This window comes from Rhizobium sp. P40RR-XXII, from assembly GCF_012641405.1.
Lineage (GTDB): Bacteria > Pseudomonadota > Alphaproteobacteria > Rhizobiales > Rhizobiaceae > Rhizobium.
The window spans coordinates 59,806-74,917 of sequence record NZ_JABAII010000027.1; the positions used below are offsets into that span (position 1 = coordinate 59,806).

Below are 15,112 nucleotides of genomic sequence, written 5' to 3' on the forward strand. Positions count from 1 at the left end.
CTCCTTCACGTGCATGTCAGGCAGATCTCCTCATGCTGGTCAGATCAGACCGGATTGCCGCTGGCCAGTTGAACCTTGGTCGTGTCGTAAATGCGTGTCAGATGATGCTCGAACGCCGCAACGACGGCGTCTCGATCATGGCAAGCGAGCGCCTCGAAGATCGCTAGATGATCGCTGTAGCTCGCCTCGATGGCACCTGGCTTGGCCATGGCGTGGCGGCGGTAATTCATCATGTAGGTGTATAAATCGGTGACGAAGGCAGCGAGCAGCGGGTTTCCGCAGGCCCGATAGATGGCCACGTGGAATTCGCGGTCGCAGATCAAGAAACGCATCGCATCGTCGCCCCCGAGACGCTGAGCCTCCAGCAGGGCCTGCAGCTTTGCCAGGGTGATGTCATCGATGCGCTCGGCCGCGTCGCGGACAACCTTGAGTTCGATATGAAGACGTGCAGCATGGACGGATTCCAGATCATAGCCGTCAATTGCATTGGGAGAGGCGATCGTCACGGTAATGTGGCTGAGGTCGACCTTACAGACACGACTGCGGCTGCCATGCGAAACCTCGATGATGCCCTGCGCGGCGAGCGCCTGAATAGCGCCACGCACCGTTTCGCGGCTGACATGAAGAACGTTGGCCAACTCACGCTCGCCCGGTAGCTCGTCGCCCGGCCGCAGCATGTTGGTGGCGATCAGGACCATGAGCTTCTCGGCGATGACGTCACGCGCCGTTCGGCGGGCGAGGCTCCGCGCGATATTCGGTACCTCGGTCAAGATCGGACTTTCGTCCATCGCGCCCCCCGGTCCACTGGTCGGTCCAGCAGATCAGTTAATTAAAGATCGTTGAGGAAATCCGTCAAGACAAATTCGTTGCCGCAACCGACGATACGAAGCCCGAGGCCTTGCTTCCACAATCTGCCCGGACGTTGGAATGAGCCTGAGCAGTTGTCTAGGTGTGTAGTCCCGAGCGGGATGGGACGACAAATCCGCATTGGATCGCGCCGGCATCTACCTCTTTAGGATTATCGATGCTCCATGAGTAGTATATTTGGTGGTATTTTCATGAGAAAAATATCGCATTAGTTGCAATCCATCAAGCGACGATTCGCGATTCAGACATTGGGCAGCCCCGGCTGTCGTATATGCCTTCCTTTTGTGCGCTCGCTTGGATTTCCGCCGAAACGACTATGATCGCCGCCTTTACAGCAAGATAGAAGAAAATTCTGATCTCGTTTTCAGGACCGTTTCCAAAGTCTTCTGACCAATTGCTGAGCATTTTCTGATCATCGCCTTAGCACAATTTTAATGATGTTGCAGCGCACAACAAACCATGCAACGATCCAGACATTCTTTCGGGAGGAAGAATATAGGCAGCTTCATCAAAGGATCTGTAGCTATGTTTTCCTTTCCGAAAAGCAAAGACAGTCGAAACAATGGCGCTTCTGTTAAGTTGGCATCCTATGCTGTACTTGGCGTCATCGGAACAGTATTTGTCTCGTCTGCATTTCCGCCCTTCTTCACCTTGACATCGAGCCGCGCTGTCATAAACGCGCCACTTGTGCCGTTGACGACGCCGATCAGCGGCAAAGTCATGTCGCTTGGCTCCGCTGACCAGATCACCGTGGAAAATGATCGGGTCGACAATTCCACCTTGATCGGCCTGAAGGTCCAGCTCGTGGCACTGCACGACGAGCTGGCGCAGAAGAACGGCATCGTCGCGGACTATGCACAGCGCATCAAGGATTTCGAAAACGACCTGGCGGGCCAGCAAGAAGCGCTGCTGGCCCGAACGAATGCCGATCTCAAGGCGGCGGAGGCCGCTTTGGAGATGGTGACCTATTCGTCCCGCATCGCAAAGGCGGAAGCGGCGCGCAAGCTCAGACTTATGGCTCGGGGAATAGCCGCAGGCACCCAGGACGAGGTTGCCGACACCGTCCGCCTGGAAGATGCAAAGCTCGAAGCGGCCGGGCTCTCGGTCGCCAAGCTTGTGTCGGAAGCCGATTTCGCGCGCCAAGGCATCTATGTGGGTTCCGACCAGCAGTCGCTGCAGAACCTTCAGCAGGAGATCCGCACTCGCAAGGCCGATTTGCTGCAGATCAAGATGCAGATCGCCACGATGCGCTCGAAGGAGGCCGAGTTAGGCTCACTGGTGGCGACGGAGGGCGAACGGGTTCAGAGGTTGGCCCGCGCCGATCTCCGCATCCCGCAGACGAGCCAGCTCTACAAGCCGATAGCCGCATCGGGGCGTGAGGTCACTGCCGGCGACACGCTGGCCGAGATGCTCGACTGCCGTGATACTTTCGTGGTGGCGATTTTCTCTGAACGGCAAGCCCAGGCGCTTTCCGTCGGTTCGAAGGTTCAAGTCAGCGCCGACGGCTGGGCGCGCGTGGCGGACGGGACAGTCATGCGGCTGGTTCCCCGCACGACGGACAGGGTCGACCTGGATTATGCCGTGCCGTTCCCGCCGACGGAGCGCCGCGAACTATATGCCTACATCCGGTTGACCGAACCGGGTCAGGACGTGTTTCGCCAAAGCCAATTCTGTTCCGTCGGAACATGGGTCGATGTGACCATACCCCAGGAATGGCTGCAGAAGACGCAGGAATATGTGCGCGAGGCATCGATATCCCTTATCGGCATCGCTCAGGCATCGGCAGCGCAGTGGCCTGCCCCCGAAACGGAGCTGAACGGCCTTGTGCGGCGATCCGCCGTGCGGCTCGGCCTGGCGAAAGGTACCGGTCGCGACATGAAAGGCCCTCGGGACATCTCGGCCCCCGAAAAGATGCCGGCTGTCCAGCCGTCCCGAACCGGTGCACACGCCGCCGATCTGCTGAACGTGAGGATGGGCATTCCGGCGAAAAGCTGATGCGGGCAATCGCGCGCAATGGGAAGCATTAGCTTACCAATTGGCGGGTCGTAGCCGTCCCGGTCTTGCCCAATGAGCCGCCATGCGCTGTCGAAAAGACGCGAAGGCTGATCATCTCGTCAAAGTAGCGAAGGAAGGGATCATGTTCTTCAGTTCCAACGACGACATCTTCAGTGTGCTGACCTTCGACCTTCTCATCGCGATCTGCGCGCTCTTGTTCGCGAAGCTCGGCGATCCGAAGCGGATGTTCGAGCGGGCCGCCTTCAGCCTGCTCATGCTTTTGTCGCTCGGCCTCTACATTTCATGGCGCGCGCTCGACACGCTGCCGCCCTTCGAGCTTTCGGCGGAGACGATCTGGAACTACATCTATTTCTTCTTCGAAGCCGTGTCAGTCCTTTATGCCATGGGCTCGGTGCTGATTTTGCTGCGCAGGACGGATTGGGCTGAGCAGGCCGATCGCAGCGAGCTGGAGCTGACGGCGGCAGCAAATCCCCCTACCGTCGATGTGTTCATTTGCACGTACAATGAGCCGCTGAATATCCTGGAAAAATCCGTCATCGCCGCTAAGGCGATGGACTATCGCCGGCTTCGGGTCTTTGTCTGCGACGACACGCGCCGGCCGGAGGTTAGCCAGTATTGTGAACGCGTCGGCGTCAACTACCTGACCCGCCCGGATAACAAACACGCCAAGGCCGGCAACCTCGACAACGCGCTGCGTCACACGAACATGCTTGCCGACGTCTCCGATTTCATCATGGTTCTGGACGCCGATTTCGCTCCTCAGGCGAATTTCCTCAATCGCGTCGTCGGCCTCTTTGAGGATGACAAAGTCGCTGTTGTCCAGACACCGCAATTTTACTTCAACAGCGATCCCATTCAGCACAATCTTGGCATCCGCCACTCTTTCGTCGATGACCAAAGGGTCTTTTTCGACACATTCCAACCGGCAAAGGACGCGGCCGGATGCGCATTCTGCGTCGGAACCAGCTTCGTCGTCCGTCGTGCGGCGGTCAATGAAATCGGCGGCTTTCCTCATGAAGCGCTGTCGGAAGACATGCTGCTGACCTATCGCTTGATGGAGCGAGGTTATGTGACCCGCTGGCTCAATGAGAAGCTGAGCGTCGGGCTATCAGCCGAAGGCATTCCCGAATACATCACGCAAAGGACCCGCTGGTGTCTCGGCACCATCCAGATCGGCCTCTTGCGCGATGGACCGCTCTGGCGCGGCAATTTCACGCTCACCCAGCGGCTTCACTACTTGCACGGCCTGTTTTGCTGGCTGTCCAAGCCGTTCATTCTCTGCCTCCTGCTGGCGCCCTCCATCTATTGGCTGACCGGCATACCCGCGCTGCAGGCCGATGAGCTGCTCTTCATGAAATATGGCCTCAGCTCGCTTTTCCTGTTCTGGGCCTATTCGACGTGGATCTCGGAAAGGCGCACGCTGCCGCTCTTCACCGAGGTCACCCACGCGCTGACGGCCGTGCCGATCACGATTACCCTTCTCCAGGCGATCCGCAAGCCGTTCGGCCGCCCCTTCAAGGTGACGGAAAAGGGCGGCGACAGGTCGGCGATCCGGGTCCACCGGCCGACAGCGCTGTTCTTCGGCTTCGTCGCGGCGATGTCGGGGCTCTCCGTCATCCGGGTGGTTTACGGCTGGGATGCGCCCGTCGAATTTTCGGGGCGCGAGTGCCTCAACCTGGTCTGGTCCGCAGTTGCGATGGTGATCGCTTTCACCAGCCTGCTTTGCTGCATCGAATTGCCACGCCTTGGCCGGGAAGAACCCATCGAGATCAGTCTCGATGCAAAACACAAGGCAGGCGGCACGGTTGCCGATGTGACGATAACAGCCCTGTCCACGGAAGGCGTCGCCATTGCGCGATTGACCCCCGTGGGTTCTCAGGACGAGGCCTTGTTCATCCCCGAAGTGGGCTGGGTTTCGGCAGGCGCCGGTGCCACGCCATCTGCCACACCGTTTGCACTATTCCCGACGTCGGAGCAACATGATGCGATCTTGCGGCTGCTGTTTAGAACCGCGCCCGGCAACGTGGCCGAAAAGGGCGATCTTGGCAAATCGATGCGGATGCTCATATCGCGTGCTTTGTCCTGATGAACAGAAGGGGCTGAAATGCATCTTTTGCGCAGCGTCCCAAAGAAGGCCATGGTCGATCTGTTCGGGACCTTCGTGGCCGTAGTCGTGACGATCGCTTTCTTGGCCGGCCGCGCTGCGGCAGAAAGCGGAGGGCGCGAAGCACAGCTCGCCTCAAGGCTCTGCGATGGGCTGATCTCTCATATGAGCGGCGATCCGGCGCAACCCTTCATCTTCCGAAGCTTCGAGCCGGCGAATGGCGGTTCACGGCTGCATCCCACACTTGAAAATACCGGATTCACCTACGACAACGCCCTTGCGGCGATAGCGCTCTATGCCTGCGGCCGAAAGGCCGAAGCCGGTCGCGTTGCCGACGCGCTCCTGCTCGCGCTGAACACGGATCGATATTATCACGACGGACGGTTGCGCAATGGCTACCGCTCTGGCCCTGCTGTACCCGGCAAGGAGGGCATGTTGCTGCCCGGCTATTGGAATGCGACAGCCAATTCTTGGGAGGAAGATGAATACCAGGTGGGCACTGCGTCAGGCAGCGCAGCTTGGGCAGCGCTCGCGCTGCTTGCAGCCTACGAGCAGACGGGCCGTCCCGCTTATTTCGACGCTGCCGGCAAAATTATGGAGTGGATCCATACGGCCGCGGCAGACCCACATAATCCCGGCTATTTCGGCGGCTTTTTTGGGCACGAACCCGCACCCGATCGCGTGACTTGGAAGTCCACGGAGCACAATCTCGATGTTTATGCCGCCGATGCCTGGCTCGCGCGTCTCGACCCCCAGGGCGACTGGAAGCATCTCGGTGAGCATGCACGCCGGTTTCTGGACGCCATGTGGGACGAGAAGGAGGGACGCTTTTTTATCGGCAGCATGCCTGGTGGCAATGCGCCGAATACGAACATGTCGGGTCTGGACGCGGAACTATGGCCGCTCATTGCCGTGCCGGCCTATGCGGCCAGGGCCGGACGCGTTCTGAAATGGACGGAGCGCCACCATGGTGTCGAGGGCGGCTTCGACTTCAATGACGATCGCGACGGCATCTGGCTCGAAGGCACTGCCCAGGCCGCGCTGGTGTTTCGTCTTTTTGGCCGAGCGGCCGAGGCCGAGCCGCTGCTCGCCACGATCTCTGCGCAAGTGGCACCGGACGGCCTCGTTTACGCGACGGTGAAGGACGAGCTTTCGACCGGGCTGCAGGTCGGACCCAATTCCGCAGCCGGCGATTTCAGGTACTTTCGTCTGCCGCACATCGCAGCGACGGCATGGGCCGTGCTCGCCGCTCTTGGCCGCAATCCCTTCATCGGCATGGCCGATCAGCGGGCCAACCGGTGAGCAATACGGGTGTTGCCGTCGTACCGGAACCCGTCCTATCTCTACACTTTCATCATGATCGCCGGCATCTGGTAGACGCTGCCCTCGACGAGAAGTGCCCAAATTGTTCGAGCGCCTGCCCTGACGAGCGTCCATCACGAGAACGTATCTCCGCGATATTGGGCAGAACCGTAGACTATATGCGAGCCCTCGCCGCCATCAGGGCGCGACGTTGGTCGCCATGGGCCATGTGGCAAGTGCCTGTTCCGCAACAGCTTCCAGCATCTCGCGACTGAAGCCCGCCTTGGCTTGCACTGCCATCCCGTGAGTTACGGCCATCACAAATGCCGCCAAGGCGTGCGGTTTCGCCGTCTCTGGCAAATCACCGTCGACCTTCGCTTTCTCGAAACGTTCCCCAATCTGCATCTGGGCGGCAGCGCGAAAATCGATCAAAACCTGACGAATAGCTTCGGATTCATCCGACCCCGCCACCGCCCCGTTGACACCGAGGCATCCCGTATGGGTCGGGAACCGCGTGTTGAGATCGGCCGCGTTATACAGGATGTGGGCGGCAACCCTGCGCGACGTGGGAAGCTGAAGTGCCTCTGGAATGTACCCCAGATATCGCTCGGTATAGCGATCCAGAGCTTTCCGGAACAACGCTTCCTTGTTGCCAAATGCGGAATACAAGGCGGGGCGCTCGACGCCAGCGGCCTCGGTCAGGTCAGCATAGGAAGCACCTTCGTAACCTTTGCGCCAGAACACACATAAGGCGCTGTCGAGCACTTTCTCGACGTCAAATTCCCGATGGCGTCCCATCAGCATACTCCAAGAATTTTCATAACGGCCATTATTAAACCGGTTGACAACTCATGTCCACATTCAATAACGATTGTTACGTTAACGCTCGTTACGGAAAAATCCAACTTGCCAATTCAGGCCGAAGAGATCGGTTTTCATTCAAAGGGAAATTCATGTCGAAGATGCTCAAAGGAAAAGTGGCCCTCGTAACGGGAGGCTCGCGCGGACTTGGCGCCGCCACGGCCGAGGCCCTCGCCGAACATGGCGCTGACGTCGCGATCAGCTATGCGGTCTCAGCGGAAAAGGCCGACGCTGTCGTCCAGAAACTCAAAGAAAAAGGTGTTCGTGCCATCGCGATCAAGAGCGATCAGGCTGACCTGACCTCCGCCAAGCCTCTGATCGACAGAGTACTTGCGGAGTTCGGCAGGCTCGACATCCTCGTCAATAATGCCGGCATCGCGATCCAGGGTCAGACAGTGGACGATCCTGAACTCGATGGAGACAAGTATAACCGTCAGTGGCAGGTCAACGTGATGGGGACGATCGCCAATACGCGAGCGGCCGCGCCCAAGCTGACCGATGGCGGTCGCATCATCTTTATCGGATCGCTCCTTGGATCATATGTTCCGTTCGCGGGTGTCGCCGACTACGCCGGCACGAAATGGGCGCTCGCCGGATATGCCAAGGGCATCGCCCGCGACCTCGGTCCGCGCAATATCACCGTGAACATCGTGCAGCCCGGCATCATGCCCACGGACATGGCCTCCGACGTGGCGGGCGAGCTTCCGGATCGCGATGCGATCCTCGACATGCATCCGATCCGGCGCATCGCAACATTGGAAGAAGTGGCTGAGACCATCTGCTTTCTGGCTGGACCTCACGCCGGCTACATCAACGGCGAGGCTCTGAACATCGCAGGCGGGCTTGCCATCTGACGCGTCACGGCTCGACCCCTCTCAACAATTAAGGAACTTAAAATGACCAAGACATTTGGCGCGAAGTCAACCGCTGACGAGGTGCTTGCGGGCATCGATCTCAAGGGAAAGCGCTTTCTCATAACGGGTGTATCATCTGGCATTGGGCTGGAGACCGCCCGCTCACTGGCGTCACACGGGGCAAGCGTGGTCGGCGCTGCCAGGGACTTCGCTAAAGCGAATATGGCAACGGAGTCCGTCCGTAACGCCGTCCGGCAAGCAGGCGGCACCTTTGAACTGGTGGAACTTGATCTGGCGTCGTTGAAGAGCGTCGGAGCCGCTGCGAAGGGCTTGCTCGCCGACGGAAGACACTTCGACGCCATCATCGCCAACGCCGGCGTCATGGCAACGCCCTTCGGCCGGACGGTCGATGGATTCGAAACCCAGTTCGGCACCAACCATTTGGGCCATTTCGCCCTCATTCATCTGATCGAGCCCTTGCTTGCCGACAATGGACGGCTGGTGGTGTTGTCGTCTCAGGCGCATCGCGTCGCCGACGTCGATCTCGATGATCCCAACTTCGATGGCCAAGACTACCACCCATTCGTCGCCTATGGACGATCGAAGACTGCCAACTCGCTCTTTGCCGTCGAATTCGACCGTCGTCACCGGAATCGTGGCGTCCGCGCAGCCTCTGTCATGCCTGGAAATAGTCTCACCGACCTGCCGCGGCATTTTACTGCGGAGGAATTGCAGGGACTGTTCAAGACCGTCGGCGATGCTCGCGCTGAAGCGGGCCTCCCGCCGGCCGAATTGAAGGAAATCCCACAGGCCGCCGCGACCTCGGTCTGGGCCGCGGTGGTAACAGACAAGGATGAAATCGGCGGCAAGTATCTGGAAGATTGTACCATCGCGCCTGTCAATGATACCGCTAGCCCGTTTGCCGATGGCGTGAGGTCGTATGCGCTGGATGTTGAGAAGGCCGAGCAACTTTGGGCTAAAAGTGAGCAGCTCGTAGACGGTGCCTGAAGCCGGAGTGTTGGGTGATGTCGCCTGCGCGGTCAAGGGTCCAACACCCGGCATGGTCTGAAGCCTGCGCGTGGCTCCGCTTCGCCAAGACAGCTCCGCGAGCTTCCTGGCCTTCATCCGATTTTCGTCGCCGGGCGCCGCCCGTGTTCCTCGTCGTAGTACATCGGAGCAATCTGTCGCGCCGCGTCCGCGCATTCATGAAATGGATCGAAGATGTGCTGGCGCGGCATCTGGAATAGGTAGCAGCAGGATCTATTCAGCCGCCACCACATGCCGGCTCCTCAGCACTGCAAGTGAGAGGAAGAGCACAACACCCGAACAGATAGCGATGATGATCACCATCGGTCGCGCCGTACCGTCCATAAACATACCGCCGATGCCGACCACCAGCGCGGATGTCATGAACTGGAGCGTCCCCATCATAGCCGAGGCCGTGCCGGCGATGCGCCCATGGTGTTCCAGCGCCAGGACTGCCGCATTCGGCACGATCATGCCAAGGAAAGCGTAGCCCGCAAACAGGAACGCCGCCATGATGTCGAGGCGGTCAACGCCAAACGCCATGACGACGGCCAGCGTCACCATCGTCAGCGCATAACCGGCAACTGCACCGCGAATGACCTTGCGCAGGCCGATACGGCGAGCAAGCCAGCCGTTCAACTGCGACATGCCGATGAACCCGACGGCATTCACGGAAAAGACCACGCTGTAGAAGGTCGGTGAGAGCCTGTAATGGCCGATCAGTATGAAGGAAGAGTTGGCGACATAGATCATGTAGCTGGACATGCCGAACGAGGCCATCAGCACCAGTCCGAGATAGTAGGGGTCCTTGAGAACCGTTCCATAGCTTTTCAGTGCCCCGCCGAAACTGCTTTCGCTACGAGCCGTCACCGGACGCGTCTCCTCAAGGAAAAAGCGGCCTGCAACGAGGCCGACGACGCCGGCGAGTACCATGACCCAAAAGATCAGCCGCCAGTCCCCGAACACCGTCACCATGCTGCCCGCGAGCGGCGCCAGGATGGGTGAGATGCTGAAAACAAGCATAAGCCGCGACATCAACTGCGCGGCCGCCGCCCCCGTATGCAGGTCACGGACGATGGCGCGGGCAATCACCACGCCGGCACAGGCACCGGTGCCCTGGATGAAACGGAACGCGACCAGCCAGCCGATATCGCTGGACAGCGCGCAGCCGATCGCGCCGAGGATGTAGAGGACCAGGCCAACATACAATGGCCGCTTGCGCCCAAACATGTCCGACAGCGGGCCGTAGACGATCTGCGACACAGCCATGGCGGCGAAGAAGGAGATCAGGCTTGCCTGAACAGCATGGCTGTCAGCACGAAGATCCAGGCTGATCGTCGGCAACGCGGGTAGATACATGTCGAGGGCAAAGAGACCGACGGCTGAAAGGAGGCCGAGAACAACGGCATGGCGGGAACTGTCACCGGCTCGGGGGGATGAAACGGAAGCCTTGATCTGCATGGAAACATACCTTTCCGGCACACCATTCCCCGGACACAGCAAAGGTCTCATACAAAAAGCATGTGACGGGAATTGAGTGGACGATTATAGATGGGACTAAGGAAGGACGGAGATGGTTCCAACGCATCATCCGTCAATTATGTAAAATATTTTGGACAGCATTGTCCATTTTGTCAAGTCCTGTATGGTGGTGTCATGAAAACTTCGCCCGCAACGGTTTCTTCCGAGACAGATAGTTGGCCGCCCGCCACCAGCAAACGTCAGGCAATCCTCAACGCGGCCGCTGATGTCTTTGCCAACGACGGGTTTGCGGCAGCAAGCATCGATGCCATCGCCGCAAGAGCCGGGGTGTCACGCCAGACGGTGTACAACCAACTCGGGGACAAGGATAACCTCTTCAAGGTTGTGGTTGCAGAGATCACCGAGAAGTCGAGTGCCGGCTTCTTCCGGGTGCTGGATACTTTCCCGGTGGCGCCCGTCGATCTGGAAAGGGAAATGAGCGAATTTTCAGCACTTCTTCTGCGTAAGGCGGTCTGCGATCCGAATGGCCGCTGGTTGCGCAAGCTCGTCGAGACCGAAGGCGACAGATTTCCTGAACTGTTCGAGACCTGGAAGGAATACGGACCGGGCAAGAAATACCCTGCGATCGCAGCCCGTCTGGCGCAACTCGCTTTGGCTGGCTATCTCGACATTGACGATCCGGCGCTTGCTGCCCGCCAATACATGGCGCTGCTCGCAACAGATCTCAGGATCAACCTGCAGACTGGCCGTCCAACTCCAGACGAGGAGATCGACCGCATGGCAAGAGACGCAACCAAAACCTTCCTGCGCGCGTTTCAGAAGCGCTGACAGCATTGCGAAGAACACGGGAGCCGTGGAAACAATTCGCTGGTCCGATCACCTGGAGGCGCTGCACGAAGACTGCATCGATGAAATGCTCGCCGCAAAAGTCGCCTGATTATGAGCGGCTATGAATGCACCTGCGTGGATACGGATGAAATTCACGATGTGGCCCGCCGCCCGCATTTTAGACGCTGCTGATGTTCGATTGCCAAAGGCGGCAAATCAGTTCACTTTCGGAGCATGTTCGATATCGCACGACCCTTCGTGACCGAAGACGATCCCGACAGGCACATCCGCTGCCAGGACGCGATTCAGGCGGCGTTTCGGGATTTAATCGGTGCTGCGATCGAGGCCGGATGGTCGGAGCGCGAGATATTATTGGCAATCGCTGACCTGGTGGACAATCAGCTGCTCTCGCTTGAGGCCAACGGAAACACGGAGATCCTGCTCGCGCTATTGAAGCGGATGACCTAGACCTCCTGCCGAGGCCAGCATACGACGAGCTTCCCAGGCACTGAAGGCTTCAAACATCTTTTTCTTGAAGATGGTTTTTGGCGCTCCTAAATCACCTCCACTCAACGCCATGAAAGGCGATACGCGGTGGACAGCGGCCTGGTTAGAGGTGTCCGGACGGGTTACGCAGCATATCCAGGAAAGCCCCAAACACCGGCCGCATCTGCCGGCGCGAGGGATAGTAGAGAAAGAAGCCGGGGAACGGCGCCGTCCACTCATCACAACCGTGGAAGCGGAAAAACCTCCGATGCGCCTCGTCATCGGTGGCGATGCGCTGGATTTGATCCGCAAGAAGATCACCAGCTTCCAGCAGGAATTGGACGCTTGGGAAGACGTAACCCGCAGCACGAATAGGGCGCTTGATAACACGGGGTGAACGGGGTGCGTCAGGCGTTAGCGATAGCGCCTCCCCTGCGCTTTTGACCAGCCGCTCCGTACCGAACCGCCTCGCTCCAGCGGCCAGTAGGCTCTGCGAACGGGCATGAAGTGGGGCGAACGTTTCAGTGTGCGATGCCCGGTGTCTCGCGAGCCCTCACGATGGCGTCCGCTTCCTTGCCGTATAGCTCCTCGAAATGATCGAAGGTCTTGGAAAAATAACCAATGCCCTGCGTCGCCGAGCGCAGCGCCCGCGCGAGATCGTCAAGTGCGCCGCCCGGAACGAGCGCCCGGAAGATGTCCCATCCCTTGGCGGTTTCATCCCGGTCGAAGCCGAGAACCTGGCCGTTGAGTGCGGAGACGATCTGGACGAGGCTGCCCGAATAGACCGACGGAATGTGAATCTCGCTGCGGAAGACCGGCTGCATCAAGACGGTCGATCCTTCGGAAAGCGCCTGACGCACCCCCATTTTCGACGCAGTCCGGAAGGCGTGTTCCGAACTGTCGACGGTATGGTGCTGACCATCTGACAGCGTTACGCCGACATCGATGACCTCGAAGCCTAGCGGTCCTTTCTCCATCGCTTCGCGCGCGCCCGCTTCGACGGCGGGGATGTAATTGCGCGGAACGGCGCCGCCCTTGACGGTTTCGCCAAAGGTGAAGCCCTGACCGCGCTCGTTAGGGTGAATGCTCAGCTTCACATCCGCGAATTGCCCGGCACCGCCGGTTTGTTTGCGATGGCGGTAATGAACCTCCGATGGTTTCGTGATCGTCTCGCGGTAGATCGGGCTGGGCGTTCGGTCGGTCACGGAGATGTGAAAGACATCGGACAGCGTTCGGCAGAGATCACGCAGATGGACCGGCCCCTGGGCGCGGACGAGTTGAGCGCCCGTGCCTTCCTCCTGCAAGACTTTCAGGCCGCGATCCGTCTCGGCAAGTTTTGCCAGCGTTTCGGAAAGCTTGTTTTCGTCACGCTCGCTGCCCGGAATTAGGATCCTTTCAAGCATCGGCGTGGGTGGTTCCGTCCACTCAGGCGGGGCGACCACCGCGCCGGGTGTCAACAGCGAAGGGACGCGCAGATGGTCGGATTTGACCGTCGCGAAGACATCGCCCGGCGCAGGCAGAACCGCCGAATTGGACCGCCCGTTTGCAAGACTTTGTACGGCGCCGAGGCTGGAGCCGCCCAGTGATGCGCCTTGCCGCAGTCCCTCACCAAATGCGCGCACGAGCACCGTCTTGCCGACATTCTGGCGATAATAGGCATGGAAGCTCACGGCCACCAGCTTGCCTTCATCGACAGTCCCCGCATGAGCGAGACGCTGCCGCAGAACCCCTACCGGCGGCGCCTCGTGGCGCAGCGCCTTCATCAGCCTCTTCATGCCGTTGCCGTGACTTGCAGCACCGATCAGGACCGGGATAATCCTGTTTTCCCTGAGAACCCGTGATGAAATGGCGTAGAGCGCGTCGCTGGGTGGCTCGCGGTCCTCGATCAGTTCCTCGAGAAGCCAGTCATCGAATTCGGACAGATGTTCCAGAAACTGGGTGCGCGCCTCGTGCTCGCGTTCGGTGGTGCTTTCGGGGATTGCGATCAGCGCCGAAGTCTGGCCTTCCCGGTAGCGCCACGCCCGTTCCGAAATCAGATCACAACTGCCGATGATCCTGTCCCCTTCGCGGATCGGGATCTGGCGAAGCAAAAGAGTGTGGTTGGCGTAGTCTTGAAGCGCGGCGATCACGTCCCTTAGCCGCCCTCTCGGTTCGTCCATCCGGTTGACGAAGAGGATGCAAGGCGTCCCAGAGGCTTCGACTATCCGCAGATAGGGCGCGGCGAGCACAGCCTCCTCGGGTGCCGATGAAACGCACAGTATGCAGGCATCGCTGGCAAGAAGCGCGTGCTGCGCATGCGCCAACGCTTCGTTGGGTCCTGGCGCGTCCAGCGCACACCACGCCTCGTTCCCGAAGGTGAATTCCGTGAGGTTCAATCCATAAGGGGAGCTGGATTTTCTCGGCGCCCCCTCCAGGGAGCCGAGCTTTTCCACGACTGTCGATTTTCCGGTCTGCGAGGGTCCAAGCACGGTAAAGCAGCGCATCGGCCTTCCTCCAACTGCCATAAACACAATTTTCAGCCACCATAGGATGCCCTGAACCGCTGCAAGGCGCCAGAGGCGCTATTTCTTATTGGTCAAAGTTCGACCCCTTAGTCTCTACTAGCACATGATCCCGAACGCGCCGACTTTCGGGGTCATGCGGCAAAACAAAGAGTCAGAGCAGAGCGAATGACTCCATTTCGTTCTGCTCTGGTAAGGACCTGTGCGGTCGGGCAATTTTCCTGCCGCTCTCCACATCCGTCAACCAAGGGAGCAACAAATGTTGCGCTTCGTCAAAACAGCGGTTCTCGCATCAGTGGCAATCGCCTCGACCATCGCCGTTGCACAAGCGGAAACGTCGACACCTAAAGCATATCAGGGCACCTGGGGGCTGAAAGGAAACTGCAGCGATCCCGGCAGCAAGCTCGTCATCCATGCTCATACGATTGCGTTGGGTACAGCGAAGCCTGAAAAATCCGTGTACGATTCCGGTTCGGGGCCAGGCGCACGGGGAGGTCTGAATTTCGATGACGATACGGATGCCAGCGGCTTCGCAATCAATTCGGCCGATGGCACCCTGGCATTCCATCCCGAAGGCTGGGACATGGGCGGTGTTCAGATCTACAAGCGCTGCAACTAGGTCTGCCTGTTCTGGCAATCATCGCTGGTGGCCGCTGTTGGGCGATGTCACCTTAACTTGAATTCGGAAGCACGTTTGACGTTCGGCCTTCAGGATTGATCTCAGGCCACGGCTCCCGCCGCAGCCTTCCACTGTGCGATCGCCTGGATGCGGTGAACGCGGCTTT

At 59.2% G+C, this 15,112-nt stretch carries 15 protein-coding genes and 1 pseudogene; 9 read left to right on the forward strand and 7 right to left on the reverse strand.

Annotated features, from left to right (window positions below):
• Positions 1–44 precede the first annotated feature (44 nt).
• The 3 genes from HGP16_RS31620 to HGP16_RS34485 all read right to left on the reverse strand — a co-directional run bounded on the left by HGP16_RS31620 (position 45) and on the right by HGP16_RS34485 (position 1,589).
• On the reverse strand, positions 45–788 hold the full coding sequence (locus HGP16_RS31620; protein WP_168843886.1) for a FadR/GntR family transcriptional regulator: 744 nt from the start codon (positions 786–788) through the stop codon (positions 45–47).
• A 301-nt stretch (positions 789–1,089) separates the two neighbouring features.
• Entirely contained in the window at positions 1,090–1,272 is a 183-nt protein-coding gene (locus HGP16_RS31625; RefSeq protein WP_168843887.1) for a hypothetical protein, read from the reverse strand.
• A gap of 182 nt (positions 1,273–1,454) precedes the next feature.
• A complete protein-coding gene (locus HGP16_RS34485; protein ID WP_281408285.1) occupies positions 1,455–1,589 on the reverse strand; it encodes a hypothetical protein in 135 nt (44 codons plus the stop codon).
• Here HGP16_RS34485 and HGP16_RS31630 point away from each other — a divergent pair.
• From HGP16_RS31630 to HGP16_RS31640, 3 genes are all read left to right on the forward strand, one after another.
• A complete protein-coding gene (locus HGP16_RS31630) occupies positions 1,588–2,862 on the forward strand; it encodes an HlyD family efflux transporter periplasmic adaptor subunit (protein ID WP_246703615.1) in 1,275 nt (424 codons plus the stop codon). The genes HGP16_RS34485 and HGP16_RS31630 overlap by 2 nt on opposite strands.
• Positions 2,863–3,004: 142 nt before the next feature.
• Positions 3,005–4,969, forward strand: coding sequence for a glycosyltransferase family 2 protein (locus HGP16_RS31635; RefSeq protein ID WP_168843889.1), 1,965 nt, complete (start codon positions 3,005–3,007; stop codon positions 4,967–4,969).
• Between the two features lie 18 nt (positions 4,970–4,987).
• Positions 4,988–6,289, forward strand: coding sequence for a hypothetical protein (locus HGP16_RS31640; RefSeq protein WP_246703614.1), 1,302 nt, complete (start codon positions 4,988–4,990; stop codon positions 6,287–6,289).
• A gap of 198 nt (positions 6,290–6,487) precedes the next feature.
• On the opposite strand, the gene HGP16_RS31645 is transcribed toward HGP16_RS31640, so the two are convergent.
• A complete protein-coding gene (locus tag HGP16_RS31645; protein ID WP_168843890.1) occupies positions 6,488–7,087 on the reverse strand; it encodes a TetR/AcrR family transcriptional regulator in 600 nt (199 codons plus the stop codon).
• Positions 7,088–7,242: 155 nt separating this feature from the next.
• On the opposite strand from HGP16_RS31645, the gene HGP16_RS31650 reads away from it, so the two are divergent.
• Positions 7,243–8,004, forward strand: a complete 762-nt coding sequence (locus tag HGP16_RS31650; protein ID WP_168843891.1) for an SDR family NAD(P)-dependent oxidoreductase — start codon at positions 7,243–7,245, stop codon at positions 8,002–8,004.
• A 42-nt stretch (positions 8,005–8,046) separates the two neighbouring features.
• Positions 8,047–9,012: an SDR family NAD(P)-dependent oxidoreductase gene (locus HGP16_RS31655; RefSeq protein ID WP_168843892.1), complete on the forward strand. Its 966-nt coding sequence runs from the start codon at positions 8,047–8,049 to the stop codon at positions 9,010–9,012.
• A gap of 252 nt (positions 9,013–9,264) precedes the next feature.
• Here the strand turns inward: HGP16_RS31655 and HGP16_RS31665 are convergent, their stop codons facing one another.
• Positions 9,265–10,491, reverse strand: a complete 1,227-nt coding sequence (locus tag HGP16_RS31665) for a multidrug effflux MFS transporter (RefSeq protein WP_168843893.1) — start codon at positions 10,489–10,491, stop codon at positions 9,265–9,267.
• Positions 10,492–10,581: 90 nt separating this feature from the next.
• On the opposite strand from HGP16_RS31665, the gene HGP16_RS31670 reads away from it, so the two are divergent.
• Both HGP16_RS31670 and HGP16_RS31675 read left to right on the forward strand, forming a co-directional pair.
• The gene (locus tag HGP16_RS31670; protein ID WP_246703613.1) at positions 10,582–11,340 is read left to right on the forward strand and encodes a TetR/AcrR family transcriptional regulator; all 759 of its coding nucleotides are present in this window, start codon (positions 10,582–10,584) and stop codon (positions 11,338–11,340) included.
• A 234-nt stretch (positions 11,341–11,574) separates the two neighbouring features.
• Positions 11,575–11,808 carry a hypothetical protein gene (locus HGP16_RS31675; RefSeq protein WP_168843894.1) on the forward strand — a complete coding sequence of 78 codons (234 nt, stop codon included), beginning with the start codon at positions 11,575–11,577 and terminating at the stop codon, positions 11,806–11,808.
• Between the two features lie 142 nt (positions 11,809–11,950).
• Here the strand turns inward: HGP16_RS31675 and HGP16_RS34845 are convergent.
• Positions 11,951–12,061: pseudogene (locus HGP16_RS34845) on the reverse strand (LysR family transcriptional regulator); the annotation flags it as partial.
• A 33-nt stretch (positions 12,062–12,094) separates the two neighbouring features.
• Here HGP16_RS34845 and HGP16_RS34490 point away from each other — a divergent pair.
• A complete protein-coding gene (locus HGP16_RS34490; protein ID WP_281408286.1) occupies positions 12,095–12,223 on the forward strand; it encodes a hypothetical protein in 129 nt (42 codons plus the stop codon).
• A gap of 124 nt (positions 12,224–12,347) precedes the next feature.
• Here the strand turns inward: HGP16_RS34490 and HGP16_RS31680 are convergent, their stop codons facing one another.
• Positions 12,348–14,309: an elongation factor G gene (locus HGP16_RS31680; protein ID WP_168843895.1), complete on the reverse strand. Its 1,962-nt coding sequence runs from the start codon at positions 14,307–14,309 to the stop codon at positions 12,348–12,350.
• A 277-nt stretch (positions 14,310–14,586) separates the two neighbouring features.
• On the opposite strand from HGP16_RS31680, the gene HGP16_RS31685 reads away from it, so the two are divergent.
• Positions 14,587–14,946: a hypothetical protein gene (locus HGP16_RS31685; protein WP_168843896.1), complete on the forward strand. Its 360-nt coding sequence runs from the start codon at positions 14,587–14,589 to the stop codon at positions 14,944–14,946.
• The last annotated feature ends 166 nt before the right edge of the window (positions 14,947–15,112 follow it).